The organism is Paraburkholderia eburnea (genome assembly GCF_002917095.1).
GTDB lineage: Bacteria > Pseudomonadota > Gammaproteobacteria > Burkholderiales > Burkholderiaceae > Paraburkholderia > Paraburkholderia eburnea.
Genome location: NZ_PQGA01000011.1, coordinates 1 through 22962, shown reverse-complemented (window position 1 = coordinate 22962; position 22962 = coordinate 1). Strand labels below are relative to the sequence as shown.

Annotated in this window: 17 protein-coding genes and 1 pseudogene; 6 read left to right on the top strand and 12 right to left on the bottom strand. The window is 64.7% G+C overall.

The window, feature by feature from the left end; translation table 11 throughout:
* Nucleotide 1: 1 nt before the first annotated feature.
* The 6 genes from B0G62_RS19325 to B0G62_RS19300 all read right to left on the bottom strand — a co-directional run bounded on the left by B0G62_RS19325 (nucleotide 2) and on the right by B0G62_RS19300 (nucleotide 5106).
* Nucleotides 2–1240 carry a P-loop NTPase family protein gene (locus tag B0G62_RS19325; protein WP_103705836.1) on the bottom strand — a complete coding sequence of 413 codons (1239 nt, stop codon included), beginning with the start codon at nucleotides 1238–1240 and terminating at the stop codon, nucleotides 2–4.
* 60 nt (nucleotides 1241–1300) lie between these two features.
* Nucleotides 1301–2740, bottom strand: coding sequence for a type II and III secretion system protein family protein (locus B0G62_RS19320; protein ID WP_103705835.1), 1440 nt, complete (start codon nucleotides 2738–2740; stop codon nucleotides 1301–1303).
* A gap of 55 nt (nucleotides 2741–2795) precedes the next feature.
* The gene (gene cpaB / locus B0G62_RS19315) at nucleotides 2796–3722 is read right to left on the bottom strand and encodes a Flp pilus assembly protein CpaB (protein WP_103705834.1); all 927 of its coding nucleotides are present in this window, start codon (nucleotides 3720–3722) and stop codon (nucleotides 2796–2798) included.
* 79 nt (nucleotides 3723–3801) lie between these two features.
* Nucleotides 3802–4302 (bottom strand): TadE/TadG family type IV pilus assembly protein, encoded by a 501-nt coding sequence (locus B0G62_RS19310; protein WP_103705833.1) that lies wholly within the window; start codon nucleotides 4300–4302, stop codon nucleotides 3802–3804.
* On the bottom strand, nucleotides 4299–4805 hold the full coding sequence (locus B0G62_RS19305; RefSeq protein ID WP_103705832.1) for an A24 family peptidase: 507 nt from the start codon (nucleotides 4803–4805) through the stop codon (nucleotides 4299–4301). The genes B0G62_RS19310 and B0G62_RS19305 overlap by 4 nt, the downstream gene beginning before the upstream one ends.
* 127 nt (nucleotides 4806–4932) lie before the next feature.
* Nucleotides 4933–5106, bottom strand: a complete 174-nt coding sequence (locus B0G62_RS19300; protein WP_103705962.1) for a Flp family type IVb pilin — start codon at nucleotides 5104–5106, stop codon at nucleotides 4933–4935.
* 713 nt (nucleotides 5107–5819) lie between these two features.
* On the opposite strand from B0G62_RS19300, the gene B0G62_RS19295 reads away from it, so the two are divergent.
* The 4 genes from B0G62_RS19295 (at nucleotide 5820) to B0G62_RS19280 (ending at nucleotide 11678) form a co-directional block, all read left to right on the top strand.
* The gene (locus B0G62_RS19295; protein ID WP_103705831.1) at nucleotides 5820–7433 is read left to right on the top strand and encodes a collagen-like triple helix repeat-containing protein; all 1614 of its coding nucleotides are present in this window, start codon (nucleotides 5820–5822) and stop codon (nucleotides 7431–7433) included.
* 78 nt (nucleotides 7434–7511) lie between these two features.
* Nucleotides 7512–9026, top strand: a complete 1515-nt coding sequence (locus B0G62_RS19290) for a collagen-like triple helix repeat-containing protein (RefSeq protein WP_103705830.1) — start codon at nucleotides 7512–7514, stop codon at nucleotides 9024–9026.
* A 234-nt stretch (nucleotides 9027–9260) separates the two neighbouring features.
* Nucleotides 9261–10982, top strand: coding sequence for a ShlB/FhaC/HecB family hemolysin secretion/activation protein (locus B0G62_RS19285; protein ID WP_103705829.1), 1722 nt, complete (start codon nucleotides 9261–9263; stop codon nucleotides 10980–10982).
* A 213-nt stretch (nucleotides 10983–11195) separates the two neighbouring features.
* Nucleotides 11196–11678, top strand: coding sequence for a DUF2147 domain-containing protein (locus tag B0G62_RS19280; RefSeq protein WP_103705828.1), 483 nt, complete (start codon nucleotides 11196–11198; stop codon nucleotides 11676–11678).
* 95 nt (nucleotides 11679–11773) lie between these two features.
* On the opposite strand, the gene B0G62_RS19275 is transcribed toward B0G62_RS19280, so the two are convergent.
* The 6 genes from B0G62_RS19275 to typA form a co-directional block, all read right to left on the bottom strand.
* On the bottom strand, nucleotides 11774–12229 hold the full coding sequence (locus tag B0G62_RS19275; protein WP_103705827.1) for a transposase: 456 nt from the start codon (nucleotides 12227–12229) through the stop codon (nucleotides 11774–11776).
* A gap of 140 nt (nucleotides 12230–12369) precedes the next feature.
* Nucleotides 12370–13467 carry a cell division protein ZapE gene (gene zapE / locus B0G62_RS19270; protein WP_103705826.1) on the bottom strand — a complete coding sequence of 366 codons (1098 nt, stop codon included), beginning with the start codon at nucleotides 13465–13467 and terminating at the stop codon, nucleotides 12370–12372.
* Nucleotides 13468–13595: 128 nt separating this feature from the next.
* Nucleotides 13596–15026, bottom strand: coding sequence for a dihydrolipoyl dehydrogenase (gene lpdA / locus B0G62_RS19265; protein WP_103705825.1), 1431 nt, complete (start codon nucleotides 15024–15026; stop codon nucleotides 13596–13598).
* Between the two features lie 135 nt (nucleotides 15027–15161).
* Entirely contained in the window at nucleotides 15162–16436 is a 1275-nt protein-coding gene (odhB, locus tag B0G62_RS19260; RefSeq protein WP_103705824.1) for a 2-oxoglutarate dehydrogenase complex dihydrolipoyllysine-residue succinyltransferase, read from the bottom strand.
* A gap of 118 nt (nucleotides 16437–16554) precedes the next feature.
* On the bottom strand, nucleotides 16555–19419 hold the full coding sequence (locus B0G62_RS19255) for a 2-oxoglutarate dehydrogenase E1 component (protein ID WP_103705823.1): 2865 nt from the start codon (nucleotides 19417–19419) through the stop codon (nucleotides 16555–16557).
* Nucleotides 19420–19782: 363 nt separating this feature from the next.
* The gene (typA, locus tag B0G62_RS19250) at nucleotides 19783–21609 is read right to left on the bottom strand and encodes a translational GTPase TypA (RefSeq protein WP_103705822.1); all 1827 of its coding nucleotides are present in this window, start codon (nucleotides 21607–21609) and stop codon (nucleotides 19783–19785) included.
* 403 nt (nucleotides 21610–22012) lie between these two features.
* Between typA and B0G62_RS19245 the strand changes: the two genes are divergently transcribed.
* Both B0G62_RS19245 and B0G62_RS19240 read left to right on the top strand, forming a co-directional pair.
* The gene (locus B0G62_RS19245; RefSeq protein WP_103705821.1) at nucleotides 22013–22537 is read left to right on the top strand and encodes a MarR family winged helix-turn-helix transcriptional regulator; all 525 of its coding nucleotides are present in this window, start codon (nucleotides 22013–22015) and stop codon (nucleotides 22535–22537) included.
* Nucleotides 22538–22696: 159 nt separating this feature from the next.
* Nucleotides 22697–22962 (top strand): annotated as a pseudogene (locus tag B0G62_RS19240) (efflux transporter outer membrane subunit); the annotation flags it as partial.

Here is a 22962-nt window from a genome sequence, read left to right as displayed (position 1 = left end):
TCTACGAACGCTTCGATGAGTGAGGGAAAAGACCGCGCAACGGGCGCCGCAACGCGTCCAGTTTTTTAGGCACGCGCGCGCGCATGCCGTCGAGTTGGACTGCCAGCGCTTCGAGCGCACGCACGTAAGGGTCGCGCGGCGCGCTATCGGCGAGCAGTTGCCCGCGATTGGCGGCCTGGCAGAGCGCCACGCGGCGCGCGGGCAGCGCACCGGCGAGATCGATGCCCAGGCGCTCGGCGATCTGCGCCGCGCTCAGGTCGATTTCCGCTTCGTACTGGTTGAGCACGAGGCGCAAATGGTCGTTCTCCACTCCGGCCTCGCGCAGCATTTCGAGCTGGCGCGAAGCCGCGACGATCGACGCCACACTCTGATCGCAGACGAGCCAGACCTGGTCGGCGACATGCGCCACTTCGGAAACGAATTCGGTATTGCTGAAGCCGCCCAGATCGACAAGCTGCTGGTCGAAGAACGCGCGCAGCCGCGTGAGCAGCGCCACCGCCGATTGAAACGACACCTCGCGGAACGCACTGAGATCGGCGGGCAGCGTGGTGAGCGCGAGGCCGCTTTCGTGGCGCGCGAGCGCCGTGTGCACGAAGGTCTGATCGAAGCGGTTCAGATTGCGCACGGCATCGACAAAATTGAAGCCGTTGCCCGCATTGAGCAGCAGCGCACCGTCGCCGGCCGGCAAGCCCAGGTCGAGCAAGGCGGCGTGGCGGTTGGTCGGTGCGCCCTTGCGCGCGAGCAGCGCGCCGAGGCTCGCCGCCAGCGTCGTCACGCCGATGCCCGCCCGCGCGCCCAGCAATACCGTCAGGCGGCCATGGCGGCTCACGGATTCCACGCGGTTATCGAGCACCTGCCTGACGATTCTTAAGGCATCCTCACCGTCTCCCGCCACATCGACGAAATCGCGCACGCCGGCGCGCAGTGCGGACAGCGCGCTTTCCGGCTCGGCGAGCGTGCCGAGCGCGACCACCTGAAGGCCCGGAAACGCAGCGTGCGCGGCGGCGGCTACGGCGCTCGCGACCGCACCGCGCCCCTGCGAAAAATCGACCAGCAGCAGCGAAGGCATATGCTGGGAAATGCGCTGGGCGACCAGCGCGGGGTCGAGCGCGACGGACTCCACCTTGCCCGCCGGGAAAAGCGTCTGCGCCAGCCAGCGCGCGTGCGCGTCATTCGCCGAAGCGAAGACGAACGAATCCGCCACGGTCGGTTGAGTCATCAAGTGCGCTCTCGCGTTCATCACAGCCTCCTGTCGATCGGAGTGGGCAATTCCGCGCCCATCCCGATCCCATGCTTCATTTCAGGGCGAAAAGCCCGGCACCGGCTCACGCGCCGCCGCGCCGCCCAGCAACGCTCGCCACACGGGCGCATCGCGCTGTTCGGCCAGCTCGCCCGGCGTCGCGGGCAGCTTCGCCCCCTTCGCGATCGGCGACACCAGATGCGGCGTCACCACGATCACCAGTTCTTTTTCGTTTTGCTGATAGTTCAATTGCTTGAAAAACGCGCCGATCACCGGCAGGTCGCCCAGCAGCGGCACCTTGTTCACGTTCGACGCCGTCTCGCGATCGATCAGCCCGCCGATCACGAAGCTTTCGCCATCGCCCAGCTCAACCGTCGTTTCGGTGCGACGCGTCGTGATCGCGGGCACAGACACGCCGCTGATCGTCACCGCGTTCGAGAAGTCGAGCTGGCTCGCCTCGGGCGCCACCTTCAGCGCGATGCGCTGCGGCGAAAGCACCGTCGGCGTGAGCGACAAACCGATCCCGTAGGACTTGTATTCGATCGCCGTGGCGCCGAGCGCCTGCGGCACCGGCACCGGAATCTCGCCGCCCGCCAGGAAGCTCGCACTCTGGCCCGACAGCGCAACCAGCGTCGGCTCCGCCAGCACGCGTGCAAGGTTGTTCGACTCCATCAGGCTCAGATCGGCGGCGAGACCGTGCGTCGCCGACGAAAACACGAGGTTGAACGCCGTGGAGATCGGCGTGGTCGCCGTCACGGACGAACCGGTCGAACTGGTGTTCGATGAAGTGAGCGACGACGGCGTGAACGAGCCAAACGAGAAGCCGCTGTTCTGGCGGAAAAAGTTAAAGCCGATCTCCTTGAGCACGGTACGACTGAACTCCACCACCCTCACGTCCACCTGCACAACCGAGCGCGTGTCGATCGTCGAGTTGTCGAGCACGGTCCCGTCGCCGCCGCCAGCGTCGCCACCTCCGCTATCGCCCTTGGCGTCCTTGCCGGCTTTCCCGCTCGTGGCGACCGACCCTTGCGCCGCTGCCACGGCGCGCTGATGCTGCTCCATGGTCGCCGCGCTGCCGGTGATGATCGCGGTGCCTCCCAGCACCTTCACGTCGGGCGTGCCCGGACCCAGCAGCGCGCGCGCGGCATGGGTCGTCACGTTGACAGTGAAAGTACGCTGCACGCCGCCCTCCCACACCATCACATTGGTTGTGCCCGCACCTTTTCCGACGAGCAGCAGTCCGCCGCGCCGGTCGCCGTGTATGACCAGCACGTCGGCCACCGACGGATCGCCCACGGCGACGCGCGTCAGCGCCCCCGTCACGGGCAAGGTGCGCTGCTCGCCCACCGCGATATCAAAGCTCGACGGCAGCGGCTCCAGCGCAGCGCCTGCACCGGCTCGCGCAGGCGGCGCCGCCCCTGCGGGCAAAGTGGCGAGTGCGAGACCGCTGGCGCAAGCGGACGCGGCAACGGCCACGGCGAGTTTCCTCGTTATCGTCATCGTGTTCCTGCTTCTCTCGTAGGCGGCCGTGTCGTGCCCGGCGCTCTTATTTCACTTACCAGGCAAGCGTTTCGGCTCGCCCACCCCGTATCACTTCAAGTCCGCCGCGCGCGGTTGTGCGCGCCTGATGCGGCGCCCCCTGGACCACCGGCTTCGGTGCGTTGCCGCCTGCCAACTGGTCGAGCGCAATCCCCGCCGCGGCACGCGTGGCGCCATCGGGCGCCGCCTTCGACACCACCTTGAGCACGCCGGGCTGCGGGCCGAATGCGTCCGGATCGACCTGGTCGTCGTCGGTCGGATTGCGCAGCGCGAGAATCAGTTGTCCCTGGCTTTGGGCGAGCGAAAGCTGGTCGACCTGCGTCACCGGCACCGCGAGCACCGCAGTGCGCGGCACCGCGTTTTGCATGCCGAAGTTGCTGGTGCGCTGAGCGCTCGCCGCGTTGTCGCCGGGCGCGCCGAACACGAGCACGCGCGCCTTCGAGATCAGCAGGCGCGCCTGGGTGCGCCCGACTTCGCCCGCGCCCGCGCCGCCGTCGCGGCGCAGCGTGAAAAACACGTCCACGTAGTTGCCCGCGTGCAGTTGATTGCCGACCGCATTGGTTTCGTCGACGCGCACGGCTACCGCGCGCTCGCCCGCCGAGAGACTCGCAGCGAGGCTCGATGAGAGCTGTTGATCGAGCACCGGCGTGTCGGCGGCGATATCGATGAGCGGCACCCGGCCCGCCACCAGTGCGCTGTCGCCGACCGAGCCGATCGGATGAATCGGCAGCGGCTGCACACGCAGCGCGTCGGCGGGAATCGGCTGGCCGGCGGGCAGTGTTCGCGTCGCCACCACGACCGGCGTGAGTGCCTGGGTGGTGGTCGCCGCCTGCACGACGGGTTGCGGCGCGGGTGCGCGGCGCGCGAGCATGATCGCGAACAGCCCGAGCACGAGTGCGGCGGCAATCAGGAATCCTGCGGCAATTTTGGTCAGATTGGCCATCAACGATAAGTCCGGATGCGTACGGGATGTGCGCCACACAACGGGCGCGACGAACGAACGGCGATGTCGGGAGCGGTCGTCACAGAATGTTCACCGGGTCGAGCTGCACGGTGGCCTGCCCGGCGAGCGAAGTCGGCGAGATCAATCCCATCAGCGGCAAAGGCGGTATAAGCGGCTTGCTGCTCCATGGATAGGTCAGCGTGATCTGCACGCAATCCATCGCGGCGTTGCTGGAGCAGCCCGCCGGCGCAGTGCTGATGACTTTCTCGCATTGCGGCGCTTGCGCAAGCCAGCTGACGACAGCCAGCGCGCGCGTGCAGGCAGCCTCGGCGCGACCGGTCAGCGCCAGCGAGGTACTCGTCGCATTCTGGTAGACGAGCGCCGCGCGCGCGCCTTCAGCTGCCGCTGAAGTCAGGCTGTGCTGCACGAGAAAGATCATGCTGTACATCACGATTCCGTAGAGGACCGCGAAGAAAAGCGGAAACGCGAGCGCGAATTCGATAGCTGCCACGCCGCGCTGGCGACTGCGGCGTGCGCCATTTGCCTTGCGTGCATGTCGCTTGAACGCGCGCGTCTTCATTGCGGGCCTCCGGGCATCATCTGGAACGCGAGCCATACGAGCGCGGGCATCGTGAGGCAGGCAGCGTAAGGCGTGCCGCTCCGGCCACCCGTCACGATGCCGCCGCTATTAGTACGTCGTCCTACCCATTCATGCGAGCGGATCCGTATTGCGATCAGCCCGACCAGAGAATGAAGCAGCGCGGCAATACTCGCGACGATCCACAGATCGAGCAACGGCTGCATGCCGCACCATGCGCCGAGCACGGCGAAGACCTTGACATCGCCCGCGCCCATCACGCCGAGTACGAAAAACGGCATGAGCGCGGCCAGTCCGACGGCGGCGGCGGCCAGCGCCTGAACAATGCCGAGATGCGCGGGGCCCGCATGCATGAGCGATGCAACGAGCGCAGCGCACAAGCCTGCGCCCACGAGCGTATTCGGCACGCGGCGCGAGCGGCAATCGCAGACAGCAATTGCCACCGCCCACGCGGCTAACGCGAGGCTGGAGATCAATGTGGTCATCGCTGATAGGCGTGCAGCGACACCACGCATACCGAATCGACGGCACACGTGAAGTGCAACTGCTACGTTTAACGAAATGAATTGGCGCGATCGTCAACGGCGACCGCGCCGCGCGTCATTCGCCCTGTCAGACCGCCGATGTGATCTGCGACGTGATATTGGTGAATACCGCATCTAACTCGGTTCCCAAATGACCCACGCTCACAGCGATGACGACTGCGATGAGCCCCGCGATGAGCCCATACTCCAGTGCCGTAACCCCGTCTTCCGACTTCCAGAATTTTTTCACCAGCTTGTTCATTTCGGCCCTCTCTCTCTTTTTTAGCGCTCTCACGCTGATCTGCATCGACGTCTGCGTAGGCTATTTGAATTGCGTCGATACATCCGGTCCACGGACTCATAACAGTCCGCCAACAACGATGGCTGAATCGTAAGCATTCCCCTCGGAATTGCCAACGTGCAGCTCTTTTTTGTGTTGTTTTGTGCCAGTGCGTTTTTTATAGCGTAACCGTATTCGTTACGCAATCGTTCGTTACGCAGCGGACAGATCGTAACGTCATTATCGGCATATGCGTTTTATCGCTAACTTGGGACAAACCATTACACAATTATTCAGGAGTCGCAAACCATTTTTACGCCAAACGTTTTCGTGCATAAAAACGGGTGAGCAAGCCATACCGCGCTTCGGCGCGATTCGCTGCGCGCGCAATTTCCCAATGCGCATACGCGTTCTCATCGTTACCCCCGTCACGCGTAACACCGCACGTGCCACGTTACGTGACGTAACGCCCGTCACGCTGTTACCCCTCGTATTACCCCGCCTTATTCGTTTGACGAAACGATCCCTGAAAGGCTTATCACGCCTTGATTAGACGAAACCCTCGACGCGCAAACACCGTTATTTTCCGCGCGCGCTTTCGAATTGGCACAGCTGTTGCAGTGTAGGTGACGCAGGTCTGACAAACCGAGCACACAACACATAGAGAACACACCATACGAGACCGAGGGCACACCATGAACAATCACAACATCGCAAAGGCAGCGCACTTGACGGCCATCGCAGCCGCGATCGCCACCGTGCTTTCCCTGAGTGCCTGCGGCGGATCGGGATCGCTCAGCAGCGGCACCGGCAGCAGCGGCAACGGCTCGCTGCAAACGAGTGGCGGCACGAGCGGCAGTTCGGGCAGCAACGGCAGCGGCACGGGCGGCGGCACGACTACCGGCGATAACGGCAGCGGCTCCGGTAACACGACCGCCGGCAATGGCTCGGGCAGTGGCTCGGGCAACGGCAACTCGAGCAGCAGCGGCAACGGTAGCGGCGGCGGCTCGTCCACCAGCGACAATGGCAGCGGCGGCAGCGGAAATGGCAGCGGCAACGGAAACGGAAATGGAAGCGGGAATGGCTCCGGCTCCGGTTCGGCCACCGCAGCAAACGCCGTCGGCGCGGTCGTCAATTCCGCCAGCAACATCGTCAGCGCTGCGGGTTCAACGGTGTCGGGTCTCGGCAGCGCGATCGCTTCGCAATCGCTGCCAGGCGTTAGCCCGGCTACGACGACGGCCGCGGGCGGCGTCGTGCAGAACGTCGGCGGCGCCGTGTCGACGCTCGGCAACGGTCTCGCAAGCGGTCTCGGCCAGCTTGGCGCCACCAGCAATCCGGTCGGCACCACGCTCTCCAGCACGGGCGGTGTCGTGAGCGACGCGGGCAAGGCCGTCGCCAGCGCGGGTGCGCTCGTCACGAGTCTCGGCAGCGGGCCGCTTGCCCCGCTCGCCGCCGTCACGACACCGCTGGGCACCGCCGTCGGCACGCTGGGCAACGCCGTCACGAACGCCGGCAGCACGCTCACGACCGCGCTCTCGACCGGCCCGGTGCAACAGATCACGCAAACGCTCAGCTCGGCGATCACGCCGATCACCTCGGTCGTCGCCTCCACCACGCAGACGGTCGGCACGGCAACGGGCCTTGGCGCACCGGTCGCGGGTCTGCTGCAGACGCTCGGCAGCGGCCTGCAAAAGGGCGGCGCGCTCGTCTCGCAAACCGGCGGTTCGAACCCCGTCACGACGGGCGTGGGCAACCTCGTCGCCAATACGGGCAAGACGGTCGCCACCGCCGGCGGTCTCCTGACAGGCGGCAGTTCGAGCGGCAGCAACCCGGTCACCGGCCTGCTGGGCACCTTGACGGGCGGCCTCACGGGCGGCTCCGCCAGCTTGACCGGCGGGGGCGCCGCGATCGGCATCGGCGCAGGCGTCGGGGTCACCACGAGTTCGAGCGGCAGCAACCCGCTCGCCCCGGTTACGGGCGCGCTGACCACGGCAACCAGCGCGCTGACTTCCGCCACGGGCGGCAGCACCGGCGCGCTCGCACCGGTCACGGGCCTCGTCAATGGCGTCGTCGGCGCGGTCACGACCACGGTAAACAGCGTGGGCGCGGCGGGCGGCTCGATCGTCGCGGGTGCCGGCGTCACTGCGGGCACCAAACCCACCAGCACGTCCAACTCGTCGAGCAGCACGAGCACGACGCCGGCGCTTTCGCTCTCTTCCTTGACGGGCGGCACCTCGGGCAGCGGCACGAGCGGCCCGCTCGGCGGGCTCACCTCGCTCGTGGGCGGCCTGCTCGGCGCCAAAAAATAACCGCGAGTAACCACGCGTAACCGCGCCATCGGCCACCCACACCGTTCAAGCGTCCCCATTCGATCAGGAGACAGCGTCATGTCCAGCCGCTTCAATACGATCAACCACGCGATCAACCACGCGATTCATGCAGCGCCCCGCGCCAGCGAGCCGGGCAGCGCTTTCGCGCGCACCCTGCGCCTGAGCGCGCTGGCCGCAGCCGCCGCCATTGCGTGCAGCCTCGCCGCCTGCGGCGGCAGCAGCTACACCCCGCCCTCGGCGTCCACGGGTCCGGACGGCAGCACGGGCACCAGCACGACCGGCTCCACCAGCGGCGGCACCGGCACCAGCGGCTCGACCTCGGGGGGTTCGACCTCGGGCGGCGGCACCGGCGCGACGACGGGCACATCCGGCGTGGTCACCTCGGTCGCCAAGACCACCAGCGACCTGGGCAACGCGATTGGCTCGACCGCCCTGCCCGGCGGCGTCAGCTCGCAGGTCACCTCGGGCCTCGGCCAGACCGTGTCGAGCACGGGGACCGTGGCCGGCGCGCTCGCCGACGCCGTCTCGAACGGCCTCGGCCAGACTGGCTCGACGGCCAATCCGGTCGGCACGACCGTCGCCGGTCTCGGCAACGTCGTGAGCGCCACGAGCGGCGTGGTCCAGGGCGTCGCCACCACGGTGGGCGGCCTCGGCAGCGGCCCGCTCGCGCCGCTGGCGCCGGTCACGACGCCGCTCGCCTCGGCACTCGACACGACGGCCAACACGGTCAACGCCGCGGGCAAGATGCTCGGCAACGCGCTGTCGTCGGCGCCCGTGCAACAGATCACGCAGCCGCTCAGCACGGCGATCACGCCGATCGTCACCACCGCGGGCCTCATCACGCAGCAGGTCGGCACATCGACGGGTCTCGGCGCGCCGGTCTCGGGCCTGCTCGCGCAAGTGGGCGGCGCGCTGCAAACGGCGGGCGCGAAGGTTTCGTCAACGGCGGGCGGATCGACGGCGGGCGGCGCGCTCGGGCCGCTCTCGCCGGTCGGCGCGGACGTCGGCACGCTGGTGAGCGCGCTTGGCAACACCGTCACCAACGCAGGCGGTCTCGTGAATCCGAACGGCGCGAACGGCGCCGCGCCGATTCCCGGCCTGATCACGAGCCTCGTCGGCGGCAGCACGGCGCTCGTCGCCAACGGGCCGCCGACCGGCGCCGCGGCCAGCGGCCCGCTCGGTCCGCTCAATGCGGTGATCGCGAGTCTGGGTCTCGGCAGCTCGCCGCTCGGCTCGATCACGAGCCTGACCGGCACCAGCGGCGGCGCGAGCGCCATCACGGGCGGCCTGTCCGGTGTGCCGGTGGTCGGCGGCCTGCTCTCGGGCGTGGTCTCGACGGCAACGTCGGCCGCGGGTACGGCCACCTCGGTCACGGGTGGCACATCGGGCACGTCGGGCACGACGACGACGGCAAGCAACGCGGGGGCGCTGCTTCAACCGGTCACCACGCTCGTCGGCACGCTCACGGGTGCGCTCGGCGCGACCACGGGCAGCGCGACGTCTTCAAGCAGTTCTGGCAGCACGAGTACATCGGGGGGATTACTGAGCGGCTTGCTCCATAAGCTGCCGTAGCGCGCGCAACAATCATCGGGCAACATGGCGCTGCGTGGTCTGGCATCTGGAGAGGGACGCCAGGCCTCGACTGGCCCAGGCATCACCGGGACAGGTAGTACGTAGTACGCAGAAACAATAAACACAGGCAATCAGGGAGCCACAGATCGCCGCAAAGGCGACATAAAGAGGCGGCGCGCAGCGGATGTTTCAGGGAACCGTTGCGCGCCGTCCGACAAGTCCGAGGGCAGTTCGATGAAAGGCGCAGTCGCAGAATGGGCCGTGCTCGCCGCGTTGGGGGTGATGGCGGGCAGCGGCTTGACGGGGGTGGCAGTAGCGCAACAAAGCAGGCCGGCGTCGAGCGGCAATCCAGCAGCAGGGAACCCGCTCGACGCACTGCCTCAGATCAACGCGCCGCAGAAGGCGCCTAACGTAACGGTGCAGGTGGAGCAGCAGACGCCGCAATTGCAGCAGTTGCTCGCCACGCACATCACGCCGACCACCTTCAAGGTCGAGGGCGTGAAATCGATTCCGTTCGACGAGGTCGTGAAGCGATTCGCGCCCCTCGCGAACCACGACATCACGATTGGCCAGCTCATCGAGACGGCCAACGAGGTGACGAAGCTCTATCAGGAGCGCGGCTACGCGCTCTCGTTCGCGTTCGTGCCCGCGCAGGATTTCGCGGGCGGCGCCGTGCGCATCACCGTCGTCGAAGGCTATGTGAACGACGTGAAGATCACGGGCAAGCCGGGCAAGCTCGAAGACAAGATGCGTGCGATCGCGGCGCATATCGTCGAGGACCGGCCGCTGCGCACCGCCACGTTCCAGCGCTATATCAACGTGCTCGGGCTGCTGCCGGGCCTCAAGGTGAAAGCCAACGTGCCGCCGCCCACCAACACGGACGGCGCGACCACGCTCGAACTCGACGCCACGCAAAAGCCCTACGACGTCAGCACCGGGATCGACTTCAATCACCCCGGCGTGCAGGGCCTGCTGACGCTCACCGAGAACGGGCTCACGCCGTTCGGCGAGCAGTTGAGCGTGTCGGCGCTGTTGCCCAAGGGACGCGACAACGTCACGTATCTCGCCGCGCACGCGGCAGTGCCGATCGCAAGCGACGGCCTCATGGCAAAAATCGATGCCTCGCATTACCGCGGCAACCCGACCGATAATCCGGGCCTGCCCAGCTACGTCGAGCGCACCGTCATCAGCGACAAGATTACCGGCGCGCTGTCGTATCCGTTGCTGCTGAGCAATACGCGCAGCGTGGTGGGCACGCTCAGCGCCTATGCGGCGCATGATGAGGACCGCTATCACAACACCATCAACGGGCTGCAATACGGACTGAAATCGCAGGTGCGCGTGGTTCAGTTGCAGGCCGATTACACCGACGTGCAAACCGGCCAGGTGCGCAAGGCGAGCATCGCGGTGGCGAAGGCGTTCAACGTGCTCGGCGCGTCGAAATCGGCGGATACCAATATCGCCGGCCTCACGTTGCAGAACCCCGCGTCGCTGAATTTCGTGCGCACCAATGCGTCGTTCTCGCAGACCAACGACTGGCCGATGGGCTTCGGCACCGCCGTCGCGGTGATCGGGCAGTACAGCCCGGTCTCGCTGCCGACGTCCGAGCAGATTTCGTTCGGCGCGCAGCGTTTCGCGGCGGGCTATGAGCCGGGCGAGGCATCGGGCGATTCGGGTTGGGCTTACTCGCTCGAACTCAACCGGCCGCTCAAGGTCGGCAAGGTTTGGCTGCAGACGCTCACGCCCTATGTGTCGTTCGATATGGCGCGCGTTTATCTGCATGCGGGCACGCCCTCGCCGTCGCGGCTGTCGTCGGCGTCGATCGGCTTCCGTCTCTCCGATGGACGCTATTACAGCCTGGATCTATCGGTGGCGAAGGCGCTGGCCGATGCGCCCGTCGAAAGCGCGTCGCGCAGTCCACGCTTCAATGCGACGTTCTCGTATCAACTCAATTGATCGCACGGTCGAATGAACCGGATCAGCGGGCACGCGCCGTGCAATGTATCGCGCGATAGGCGCACCGTGCCCGCCGACTAGAGTTTCTCCTCGCAAACGCACGCCGCGCTTTCGCGTATCCTGCCCTGACCGTCACGCCTACGCGGCCCGACCTACGCGGCCCGACGCGATGCCGTTCATCACGCATAGATAAACATCAGTGGAGGAAGACACATGAAAACATTCAACCGTTCCGCCTCGTTCGCCGTGCGCGCGGCACGTCAGGTCGCGTTGGCCGGCGCGCTGCTCGGCGCTGTCGTGGCCGCCCAGGCACAAACGAATTCGCCCGTCGGCGTATGGCAGACCATCGACGACCACACGGGCCAGCCCAAGGCGCTCGTGCAGATCAGCGACGACGGCAGCGGCGCGCTCTCCGGCAAGGTCATCAAGGGACTCGGCGCGAACGATCAGCCCGATCGCCGCTGCACCGCCTGCACGGACGCACGCAAGGATCAGTTGATCCTCGGCATGACGATCATCGACAGCATGAAGAAGGCCGGCGACGAATGGGATGGCGGCAACATCCTCGACCCGGAGAACGGCAAGATCTATCGCTGCAAGATGCACACCGAAGACGGCGGCCAGAAGCTGGTCGTGCGCGGCTATATGGGCATCTCGCTGCTGGGCCGCTCGCAGACCTGGGTGCGCCAGCAATAATGTTTCGCACTGCGGTACATATCGCGTAAAGCAAACGAGGCCGCCTTAAAACAAGGCGGCCTCGTTTCATATTGAGCGCAGCGTAATGCCCGGCGTCAAGCCGTATGCCGATACACCGACCGATAGCCCAGCGAAGGCGGCACGCCCTGCGCAACCGCAGGACTGAACGGCGAATTGCGCGGTGCGGCCTGCAGCCCTTCCTGAATGCGAGCGGCGGCTTTTTCCGCGCGGCTCAGATGCTTGCGCATGCGCGCCTCGATGGTGTCGCACAGCGCAACGCCCTCTTCGCCGAACAGCTCGGCCATCACAGGCTTGAGCACGCCATCGTCGTGCCACGCCTTGAAGCGGCGATGGCAGGTCTGATACGAGGGATAGCGGCGCGGCATGGCCGACCAGGTGGCGCCGCTATACATGACCCACAGGACGCCGTTGAGCACCGAACGGGTATTGGCGAGCGGCCGGCCGCGCATTTCCGAACGCGGGCGCAATTCGGGCAGCAGCGGCAAGACGCGCTGCCATTCTTCCTCGGTAATATCGCGATGGGGGGTCATGGTCTACTCCTTTGTCAGAACCAGTCCTGACAAAAGATATCGACTTGACCCGGCGGCCCATATCAGACGAGTCCGAATCTTGAAAAAACGATTCGGAGTCTATTTTCCGATAATTTCGGGCCGCGGCCCCGCCTGCGCACTCAGGTCAATGCCGTATTGACGATGCGGCGCGGCGTTTCCAGATACTCCTTCGATTGCATCTCGACGATCCGCGAGACCGTGCGCGTGAATTCGTTGGCCATCGGTCCTTCGGGATAGAGATCCTCGGGCGGCACCGCCGCCGACATCAGCAGCTTGACCTTGTGGTCGTAAAACACGTCGATGAGCCAGGTGAAGCGGCGCGCCTCGGAGGCCATGCGCGGCGTCATCTGCGGCACGTCGGACAGGATTACCGCGTGAAAACGGCTCGCCAGTTCGAGATAGTCGTTCTGCGAGCGCGGGCCGCCGCACAGCGTAGCAAAGTCGAACCACACCACGCCGTCCGCCTTACGCAGCGCCTTGAGCTCACGCTTCTCGATATGCAGCAACGGGCTTTCATCGGGCACCGCGGCAAGTTGCGAAAACGAGCGGCGCAACGCCTTGTCCGCCGCCGCGCCCAGCGGCGTGTGATAGACCTCGACCTGCGCGAGCGTGCGCTGCCGATAGTCGATGCCGGCATCGACGTTCAGGACGTCCAACTTTTCCTTGATGAGCGCGATCGCGGGCAGCATACGGTCGCGATGCAGGCCATCGGGATAGAGCAGATCCGGATCGTAGTTGGAGGTCATCACGAACTGCACGCCATTCGAGAACAGGCGGTCGAGCAGACGATAGAGAATCATCGCGTCCGCGATGTCGGAGACGTGAAATTCGTCGAAGCAGATCAGGCGATAGCGCTTCGCGATCCGGCGCGCGAGTTCGTCGAGCGGATCGGCCTGGCCTTTGAGTTCTTCGAGTTCGCGGTGCACTTCGCGCATGAACTCGTGGAAATGCAGGCGCGTCTTGCGCTGCACCGGCACGACCGCGAAGAAACTGTCCATCAGGAAGCTCTTGCCGCGCCCCACGCCGCCCCACATGTAGACGCCGCGCGGCAGGTCGGGACGGTTAATCAGCTTCCAGAACGCGTTGGAGCGACGCGACTTGTATTCGACCCACTCGTCATAGCACCGCTGCAGTCGATCGATGGCGACGCGTTGCGCCGCATCAGGCTTATATCCCCGTTTCTGCAGTTCTGATTCGTAGTATTCGGTGACGTTCATTTCGTGGGCCACAAATGAGTAAAGGCGGAGCGGGTTCAAACCCGTCCGCCTCTGTACGTGATGCAGGTTACCGCAAGGTACCTGGGCCTGGCGGGGCCAACACTACGCCGCCGCCCTGCCCCGTTGCATTACATATTGAGCGCGCGCTTGTCGACTGCGAGTGCGGCTTCGCGCATGACTTCGGACAGCGACGGGTGCGGATGGCAGATGCGGCCGATGTCTTCGGCGGCAGCCTTGAATTCCATCGCCACCACGGCTTCCGCGATCAGGTCCGATGCGTTCGCCGAGATGATGTGCACGCCGAGCAGCTCGTCGGTCTTCGCGTCGGCGATCATCTTCACAAAGCCGTCGGCCTTGTTGATGCCGAGCGCGCGGCCGTTCGCCATGAACGGGAACTGGCCCGTCTTGATCTCGCGGCCTTCGGCCTTGAGCTGCTGCTCCGTCTTGCCGACCCACGCGATTTCCGGTTCGGTGTAGATCACCCACGGAATGCAGTTGTAGTCGATGTGCGGCTTCTGGCCGTCGATGACTTCGGCGACCAGCACGCCTTCGTCTTCGGCCTTGTGGGCGAGCATCGGGCCACGCACCACGTCGCCGATCGCGTACACGTTCGGCACGCTCGTCGCGCAATGATCGTCCACGTCGATGAAACCACGCTCGCTGGTCTTCAGGCCGATCGCTTCGAGGTTCAGGTTGTCGGTGTTCGGCACGCGGCCAACCGACACGATCAGGCGGTCGGCTTCGAGCACTTGCGCGTTGCCGTCCTTGTCCGTGTAGTTGATCGTGACGTTGTCGTCGGTGGCCTTGACTTCGCCCACCTTCACGCCGACGTGAATGTCGAGACCCTGCTTCTTGAAGAGCTTGGCGGCTTCCTTCGAGAGCGCCTGGTCAGCGGCGCCGAGGAATTCCGGCAGCGCTTCGAGCACGGTGACTTCCGCGCCCAGACGGCGCCACACCGAGCCCAGCTCCAGACCGATCACGCCTGCGCCGATCACGGCCAGCTTCTTCGGCACGGTGTCGAACGAGAGCGCGCCTTCGTTGTCGGCGATGATCTTGTTGTCGACCGGCATACCCGGCAGATGGCGCGCCTTCGAACCCGTCGCGATGATGACGTTCTTCGCCGTCACGACTTCGGTTTCGCCTTCGCCCGAGACTTCGATCTGCACGCCGGCGTCGTTCTTGCCGGTGAACTTGCCGTGGCCCTTGAGCCAGGTGATCTTGTTCTTGCGGAACAGGAACTCGATGCCCTTCGTCATCTTCTCGACGATGGCTTCCTTGCGGCCAAGCATCTTCGTCACGTCGATGCTCACGTCGCCCACGTTGATGCCGTGGTCGGCCAGGTGGTGCTGCGCGTTCTCGAACTCTTCCGACGAGGCGAGCAGCGCCTTCGACGGGATGCAGCCGACGTTCAGGCAGGTGCCGCCGAGCTTCAGCGCGCCGGCCGGGTTCTTCCACTTTTCGATACAGGCAACCGACTTGCCGAGCTGCGCGGCGCGGATCGCCGCGATATAGCCGCCGGGGCCGGCGCCGATCACGACGACGTCAAATTCTTTGGACATGGTCATCCTTTCGAGACGTGAGCGCGGCGCGCGGACTCCGGCTTCCGGAATCCGCGCAAGCGTCGCTCAGTGTGAGACTGGATGCGCGAGGGGGGACGTAAACCCCGGCTCGCGCTTAAACACGTTTCGCGCGTTTTACAGGTCGAGCAGCAGGCGAGCCGGATCTTCCAGCGCGTCCTTCATCGCGACCAGCGACAGAACGGCTTCGCGGCCGTCGATGATGCGGTGGTCGTACGACATCGCGAGGTAGTTCATCGGACGAATCACGATCTGGCCGTTCTCCACCACAGCGCGTTCCTTGGTCGCGTGCACGCCCAGGATCGCCGATTGCGGCGGGTTGATGATCGGGGTCGAGAGCATCGAGCCGAACACGCCGCCGTTCGAGATCGAGAATGTGCCGCCCGTCATTTCTTCGATCGACAGCTTGCCGTCCTTGGCCTTCTGGCCGAATTCGGCGATCTTCTTCTCGATGTCGGCGAGGCTCATCTGGTCTGCGTTGCGCAGGATGGGCACCACCAGACCGCGCGGCGAGCCGACAGCGATACCGATGTCGAAGTAGCCGTGATAGACGATGTCGTTGCCGTCGATCGACGCGTTGACGAGCGGGAACTTCTTCAGCGCATGGACAGCCGCCTTCACGAAGAACGACATGAAGCCGAGCTTCACGCCATGTTCCTTCTCGAACTTGTCCTTGTACTTGTTACGCAGGTCCATGACCGGCGCCATGTTCACTTCGTTGAACGTCGTGAGGATGGCGTTGGTTTGCTGCGACTCGAGCAGACGCTCGGCGATACGCGCACGCAGACGCGACATCGGCACGCGCTGTTCCGGACGGTCGTTGAGCCAGTTCGCAGCCGATGCCGGTGCGTTGACCTGCGGCAGCGACGGCTTGGCGGCAGCCGGCTTCGATGCCGGTGCGGCAGCCGGAGCAGCCTTCGGTGCGCCTGCGCCCAGCACGTCCTGCTTCGTGATGCGACCGTCGCGGCCCGTGCCCGCGACGTCGCCGCCGGCCAGGCCCTTTTCCGCCATCAGCTTGGTCGCCGCCGGCGAGGCAATGTTGCTGCTCGACGTCGATGCAGCGGCGGCGGCCGGAGCGGCAGCCGGTGCTGCTGCGGGCGCAGCAGCGGGTGCGGCGGCAGCTGCGGGGGCCGCAGCGGCGCCAGCTTTGGCTTCCGTGTCGATGCGCGCGATCACTTGATCCGCGACCACGGTATCGCCGTCATTTGCCACGATCTCGGCCAGCACGCCGGCAGCCGGCGCGGGGACTTCGAGAACGACCTTATCCGTTTCCAGCTCGATGAGGATTTCGTCCTGGGCGATTGCTTCGCCCGGCTTCTTCTTCCACTGCAGCATCGTTGCTTCCGAAACCGACTCCGAAAGCTGGGGGACCTTGACTTCAACAATAGCCATTTGATGTTCCTGAATACGTATCGGGATCTACCCGTGGGTACGAACCGGGTCGCGCACATGAGCGCGGGAAAGCGCGCAGTGTGTTCGCACGCCTTCCCGGTTCGATTAACTCAATGTGTTACTTCGCGACCTGCGCGCCCTTCAGGCGGCCGAATGCGCCTTCGATCAGCGCCTTCTGCTGCTCGTAGTGCTTCGCGTAGTAGCCGACGGCCGGCGAGGCGGAAGCAGGACGGCCGCTGTATGCGAGCTTCATGCCTTCCTTCATGCCTTCGCGCAGATGGTGCTCGATGTAGAACCACGGGCCTTGATTCTGCGGCTCGTCCTGCACCCACACCACTTCGGTCGCGTTGTCGTACTTCTTCAGCTCCGCTTCGAACTGCTTGTGAGCGAACGGATAGAGCTGCTCGATACGGATGATCGCGACGTCGTTGGCCTTCGCTTCGCGGCGATGCGCGACGAGGTCGAAGTACACGCGGCCCGAGCAGGCCACCACGCGCTTGACCTTCTTCGCGTCGATGGTGTCGTCCACTTCGCCGATGACCGGCTGGAACGAGCCCTTCGCGAGTTCGGACAGATCCGACACGGCTTCCTTGTGACGCAGCAGCGACTTCGGCGTGAAGATGATCAGCGGCTTGCGGAACAGGCGGATCATCTGACGGCGCAGCACGTGGAAGATCTGGGCCGGCGTGGTCGGCTGAACGACCTGCATGTTGTGCTCGGCGCACAGCTGCAGGAAACGCTCGATACGCGCCGACGAGTGCTCCGGACCCTGGCCTTCGTAGCCGTGCGGCAGCAGCATCGTGAGACCCGAAACGCGGCCCCACTTCACTTCGCCCGACGAGATGAACTGGTCGATCACGACCTGCGCACCGTTGACGAAGTCGCCGAACTGGCCTTCCCACGCGACGAGCGTGTTCGGCTCGGCGGTCGAGTAACCGTATTCGAAGCCCAGCACGGCTTCTTCCGACAGCACCGAGTCGATCACCGTGAACTGCGCCTGGTTCTCGCCGATGTTCTGCAGCGGAATGTACGTGCCGTCGTTCCAGCGCTCGCGGTTCTGGTCGTGCAGAACGGCGTGGCGGTGCGTGAACGTGCCGCGGCCCGAGTCCTGACCGGTCAGACGGACCGAGTAGCCCGATGCGACCAGCGACGCGAACGCGAGGTGCTCGCCCATGCCCCAGTCGAGCTTCGCTTCGCCCTTGCCCATCGCGCGGCGGTCATTGATGACGCGCTCGACCAGCGGGTGAACCTTGAAGTTCTCGGGGATCGTCGTGATGCGTTCCGCGAGGCGCTTGAGTTCCGCGAGCGGCACGGCCGTGTCGGCTGCGTCGGTCCACTTGCGGTTCAGGAACGGCACCCAGTCCACCGCGTACTTGCTCTTGTAGTTCGAGAGCACCGGGTCGACCGTGTGGTGGCCTTCGTCCATCGCGGCGCGGTACGCCTTGACGTAGTTGTCGCCGTCTTCCGCCGTGATGACGCCCTGCTGCACGAGCTTTTCGGCGTAAAGCGCACGGGTGCCCGGGTGCTTCGCGATCGTCTTGTACATCAGCGGCTGCGTGACCGCCGGGGTGTCCTGCTCGTTGTGGCCGAGCTTGCGGAAGCAGATGATGTCGACGACGACATCCTTGTGGAACTGCGTGCGGAAATCGACCGCGAGCTGGATCGCCAGCACGACCGCTTCCGGATCGTCGCCGTTCACGTGCAGCACCGGCGCTTCGATCATCTTGACCACGTCGGTACAGTACAGCGTCGAACGCGCGTCGCGCGGGTCCGAGGTCGTGAAGCCGATCTGGTTGTTGATGACGATGTGCAGCGTGCCGTGCGTGCCGTAACCGCGCGTTTGCGCGAGGTTCAGCGTTTCCATCACGACGCCCTGGCCCGCGAAGGCCGCGTCGCCGTGGATCTGCACCGGCAGCACCTGCAGGCCTTCCGCATCGCCGCGGCGATCCATACGGGCCTTCGCCGAACCCTCGACCACCGGGTTGACGATTTCGAGGTGCGACGGGTTGAACGCGAGCGACAGGTGGACCGGGCCGCCTTCGGTTGCGACGTCCGACGAGAAGCCCTTGTGGTACTTCACGTCGCCGGCCGGCAGGTCGTCGACGTGCTTGCCTTCGAATTCGGCGAACAGGTCAGCCGGCATCTTGCCGAGCGTATTGACCAGCACGTTCAGGCGGCCACGGTGAGCCATGCCGATGACGATTTCCTGCACGCCCTTCGCGCCTGCGTGACGGACGACTTCGTCCATCGCGGCGATGAAGGATTCGCCGCCTTCGAGCGAGAAACGCTTCTGGCCGACGTACTTGGTGTGCAGGAAGCGCTCAAGGCCTTCGGCGGCCGTCAGGCGCTGCAGGATGTGCTTCTTCTTGTCGTTCGAGAAGTTCGGCGTCGAGCGGATCGACTCGAGGCGTTCCTTCCACCAGCGCTTCTGCTCCGGATCGCTGATGTACATGTACTCGGCGCCGAGCGTGCCGCAGTACGTGTCGCGCAGGGCCTTGACGATCTCACGCAGCGATGCGCGCTCGAAACCGAAATACAGGTTCGTGGCGCTGAACGTCTGGTCCATATCGGCTTCGGTGAAGTCGTAGAACGCAGGTTCGAGTTCGGGGATAGGCGGGCGCTCGCGACGCTTGAGCGGGTCCAGGTTGGCCCATTGCGAGCCCAGGAAGCGATAGGCGCCGATCAGGGACTGAACGTAGACCTGCTTGCGAGCCGTGGCGAGGTCTTCGCCGCCACCCTTCGGGACGAAGGCATTGGCTTTTGCGCGCTGCGCAAACGACTCGACGATCGGGCCATGGGCCACGTCGCTGTCAGTGGAGCCACTCGACGACGGCACGTTTTGCAGTGCGTCAAAGTACTCGCGCCATTGGTCCGGAACGGACGCAGGGTTGTCAAGATATGCTTCGTATTGCTCTTCGACATACGGAGCATTGCCGCCGAACAGATAGGAGTTCAGCTGGAATTGCTTCATCGTTTCCGACATTTACGCTCACCTTTCTTCGAGTTTCTCGAGAAATAGCGGGTTACTCAACCTTCCGCGCCACGGCCTGACCGTTTAGCGGATTGCGAATCAAGTCTGCTTGGAAGGACCTAAATCATGCATCCGCGGAGCATAGCACATAAGTGATAGTCCCCATAAGATGCAATGCGACACATCATCGCACGCAAACCCTTACACCACGGGCCTTTGCGACGCTTTGCAACTTCAACAACAGTCTCTTCCCGCACCGCAGGGCAATCCCCCGCCAGGTTCAAAAACGAATGCAAAAAAGCCGCCCAGACAGCGGCGGCTTTCTTGTTTTCTTACATGCAGTGCAGTGCGTGAAAAAGTTTCAACGGCAAACTTTTACTCGGCACCGGCTTCGCGGCTTGCGCGGCGACGCTCGTGCTCTTTCAGATGACGCTTGCGCAGGCGGATCGACTGCGGCGTGACTTCCACGAGTTCGTCGTCGTCGATGAATTCGACTGCGTATTCGAGCGACATCTGGATCGGCGGAACCAGGCGCACGGCTTCGTCGGTGCCCGAGGCGCGCACGTTGGTGAGCTGCTTGCCCTTGATCGGGTTCACGACGAGGTCGTTGTCGCGGCTATGGATACCGATGATCATGCCTTCGTACAGCGCGTCGCCCGGCTTCACGAACATGCGGCCGCGATCCTGCAGCTTCCACAGCGCGTAAGCGACAGCGGCGCCGTCGTCCTGCGAGATCAGCACGCCGTTGCGACGCTCGCCGAGCGTGCCTTCCTTGACCGGACCGTAAGCGTCGAACACGTGGCTCATCAGGCCCGTGCCGCGCGTGAGCGTCATGAATTCGCCCTGGAAGCCGATCAGGCCACGCGCCGGAATACGGTATTCGAGACGCGTGCGGCCACGACCGTCCGACGCCATGTCGAGCATTTCGCCCTTACGGCGGCCCAGTTCTTCCATCACGCCGCCCTGGTGAGCGTCTTCGACGTCCACGGTCAGCATTTCGTACGGCTCCTGCTTCACGCCGTCGACTTCGTGCAGCACCACGCGCGGACGCGACACGGCCAGCTCGTAGCCTTCGCGGCGCATGTTTTCGATCAGGATCGTCAGGTGCAGTTCGCCACGGCCCGAGACTTCGAACGTGGTTTCGTCGCCGGTGTCCTTCACGCGCAGCGCGACGTTGTGGTTCAGTTCCTTCGTCAGACGGTCGCGGATCTGGCGGCTCGTCACGAACTTGCCTTCCTTGCCGGCGAGCGGCGACGAGTTCACGAGGAAGTTCATCGTCAGAGTGGGTTCGTCCACCGTGATCATTGGCAGCGCTTCGGGGTTGTCCACCGCGCAGATGGTCGCGCCGATACCGATGTCTTCGATACCGTTGATCAGCACGATGTCGCCGGCTTCAGCCGAATCGACCTGCACGCGCTCCAGGCCGCTGAACGCCAGCACCTGGTTGATCTTGCGGTTCATCACCTGGCCTTCCGGACCGAAGCGCAGCGCAACCGGCTGACCCGGCTTGATGCGGCCGCGCTTGATACGGCCCACGCCGATACGGCCGACATACGCCGAGTAATCGAGCGAGGTGATCTGGAGCTGCAGCGAGCCTTCCGGATCGGCATCGCGAACCGGCACGTGTTCGAGCACGGCGTCGAACAGCGGACGCATGTCGCCTTCGCGCGCGTCCGGCGACAGCGAAGCGTAGCCGTTCAGGCCCGACGCATACACCACCGGGAAGTCGAGCTGCTCTTCGGTCGCGCCGAGCTTGTCGAACAGGTCGAACGTCTGGTTGATGACCCAGTCGATACGCGCGCCCGGACGGTCGATCTTGTTGACGACGACGATCGGCTTGAGGCCGAGCGCCAGCGCCTTCTTGGTCACGAAGCGCGTTTGCGGCATCGGGCCTTCGACGGCGTCGACGAGCAGCAGCACCGAGTCGACCATCGACAGCACGCGCTCCACTTCACCGCCGAAGTCGGCGTGACCCGGGGTGTCGACGATATTGATGTGGGTGCCTTCGTACTCGACCGCGCAGTTCTTCGAAAGAATCGTGATGCCACGCTCTTTTTCGATGTCGTTCGAGTCCATCACGCGCTCGGCGACCTGCTGGTTGTCACGGAACGTGGCGGTCTGGCGGAGGAGCTGGTCGACGAGCGTGGTCTTGCCGTGGTCGACGTGGGCAATGATGGCGATGTTGCGAAGGGCGCGGGACATAGGAACCTGGGTACAGTTGAGTGCGTCATGCGGGCTCGACGGCGGGCCGCACACAGTAGGGCTCGGACGCCGCCCAGCCCTGCTGCCGGAGGCGTTCGAAAACGCTTGCGGCGGGTCGGGTTGCGGGTCGGTTCGTCAGGGCTGCCATGACGCACTTTTGGGAACCTGAAATTATAGCACGTGCTGATGACTTCATCGGACACATACACGATCCAGACCGTACGTTTGCGGCTTCAGGACAACGCGGCGACACCCTGCCCACCCGATTTTCTCATGTCCATGCCCTGCGCATTAAGACCCTACTTAGCAAAGGTTTCTCGGCGCTGCGACAATAAACCTTGCCGCGTCAACTAACGGACCCTATAATGCCTGCCTGGTCAACCATTGCAGTTGCAGCAGAACCATGACGGATCCGACTCCCACGCCGCCACCCGAAGTCCGCGATTACGACCTCGGCGAAAGCGTTGGCTATTTGCTTTCCCGCGTGCGCTCGTCCATGTCGAACCTGGTCACGCAACGCACCGTGGCGGAACTCGGCGTCACCAGCCAGCAGGCCAGCGTCCTGTTCATGGTGGCGAGCGGCAAGTGCGTGCTCGCGGCCGAGCTCGCGCGCGAGTACGGCATCGACGCGAGCGCCGTGACGCGCCTGGTCGACCGGCTCGAAAAGCGCGGCCTCCTGCGTCGCGTGCGCAGCTCCGAAGACCGCCGCGCCGTGCGCCTCGCGCTCACGCCCGAGGGCGAGGCCATCGCGGCGCGCATGCCGGCGATCTTCACGAGCGTGATGGAAGAGCTTTCCAAAGGCTTCACGCCCGAGGAAGTGGGCTTCCTGAAGAGCATGTTGCGGCGGATTCTGATCAATAGCTGCGAAGCCAATCAGAACGCGAACGCCGCCAGTGCAGCACCGGGCCAGCCGTCGCCAGGCGATTGATGCGCTGATTAATGCGCCGATTAATGCGCCGACCGGCATCAATCCAGACGAGACCGACACCGAAGATAGATGACGAGGCAGGCAAATTTGAAAGCGTCATACGGAAAAATGGCTGCATCGTCCAGTATCACAACACCTTCTCACGCAACGAGACGAGCAATGACATCCCTAACCCAGTTTGCGCCAGCGCACACCTGTCGAGTAGCGGTCGCTACCGCGGTCGCGGCGCTCGCGCTTTCGGGCTGCGCAAACTACTTCGGCATCAAAAGCGACCAGACCCTCGCCCAGCCGCAACAGTTCGAAACCTCGCAGAGCATTCCCGCGCAGGGCGGCCAGTGGCCCACGCTCGACTGGGCGCAGCAGTTTGGCGACCCGCAACTGCCGAAGCTGATCGACGAAGCGCTCGAAGGCAATCCCAGCATCGC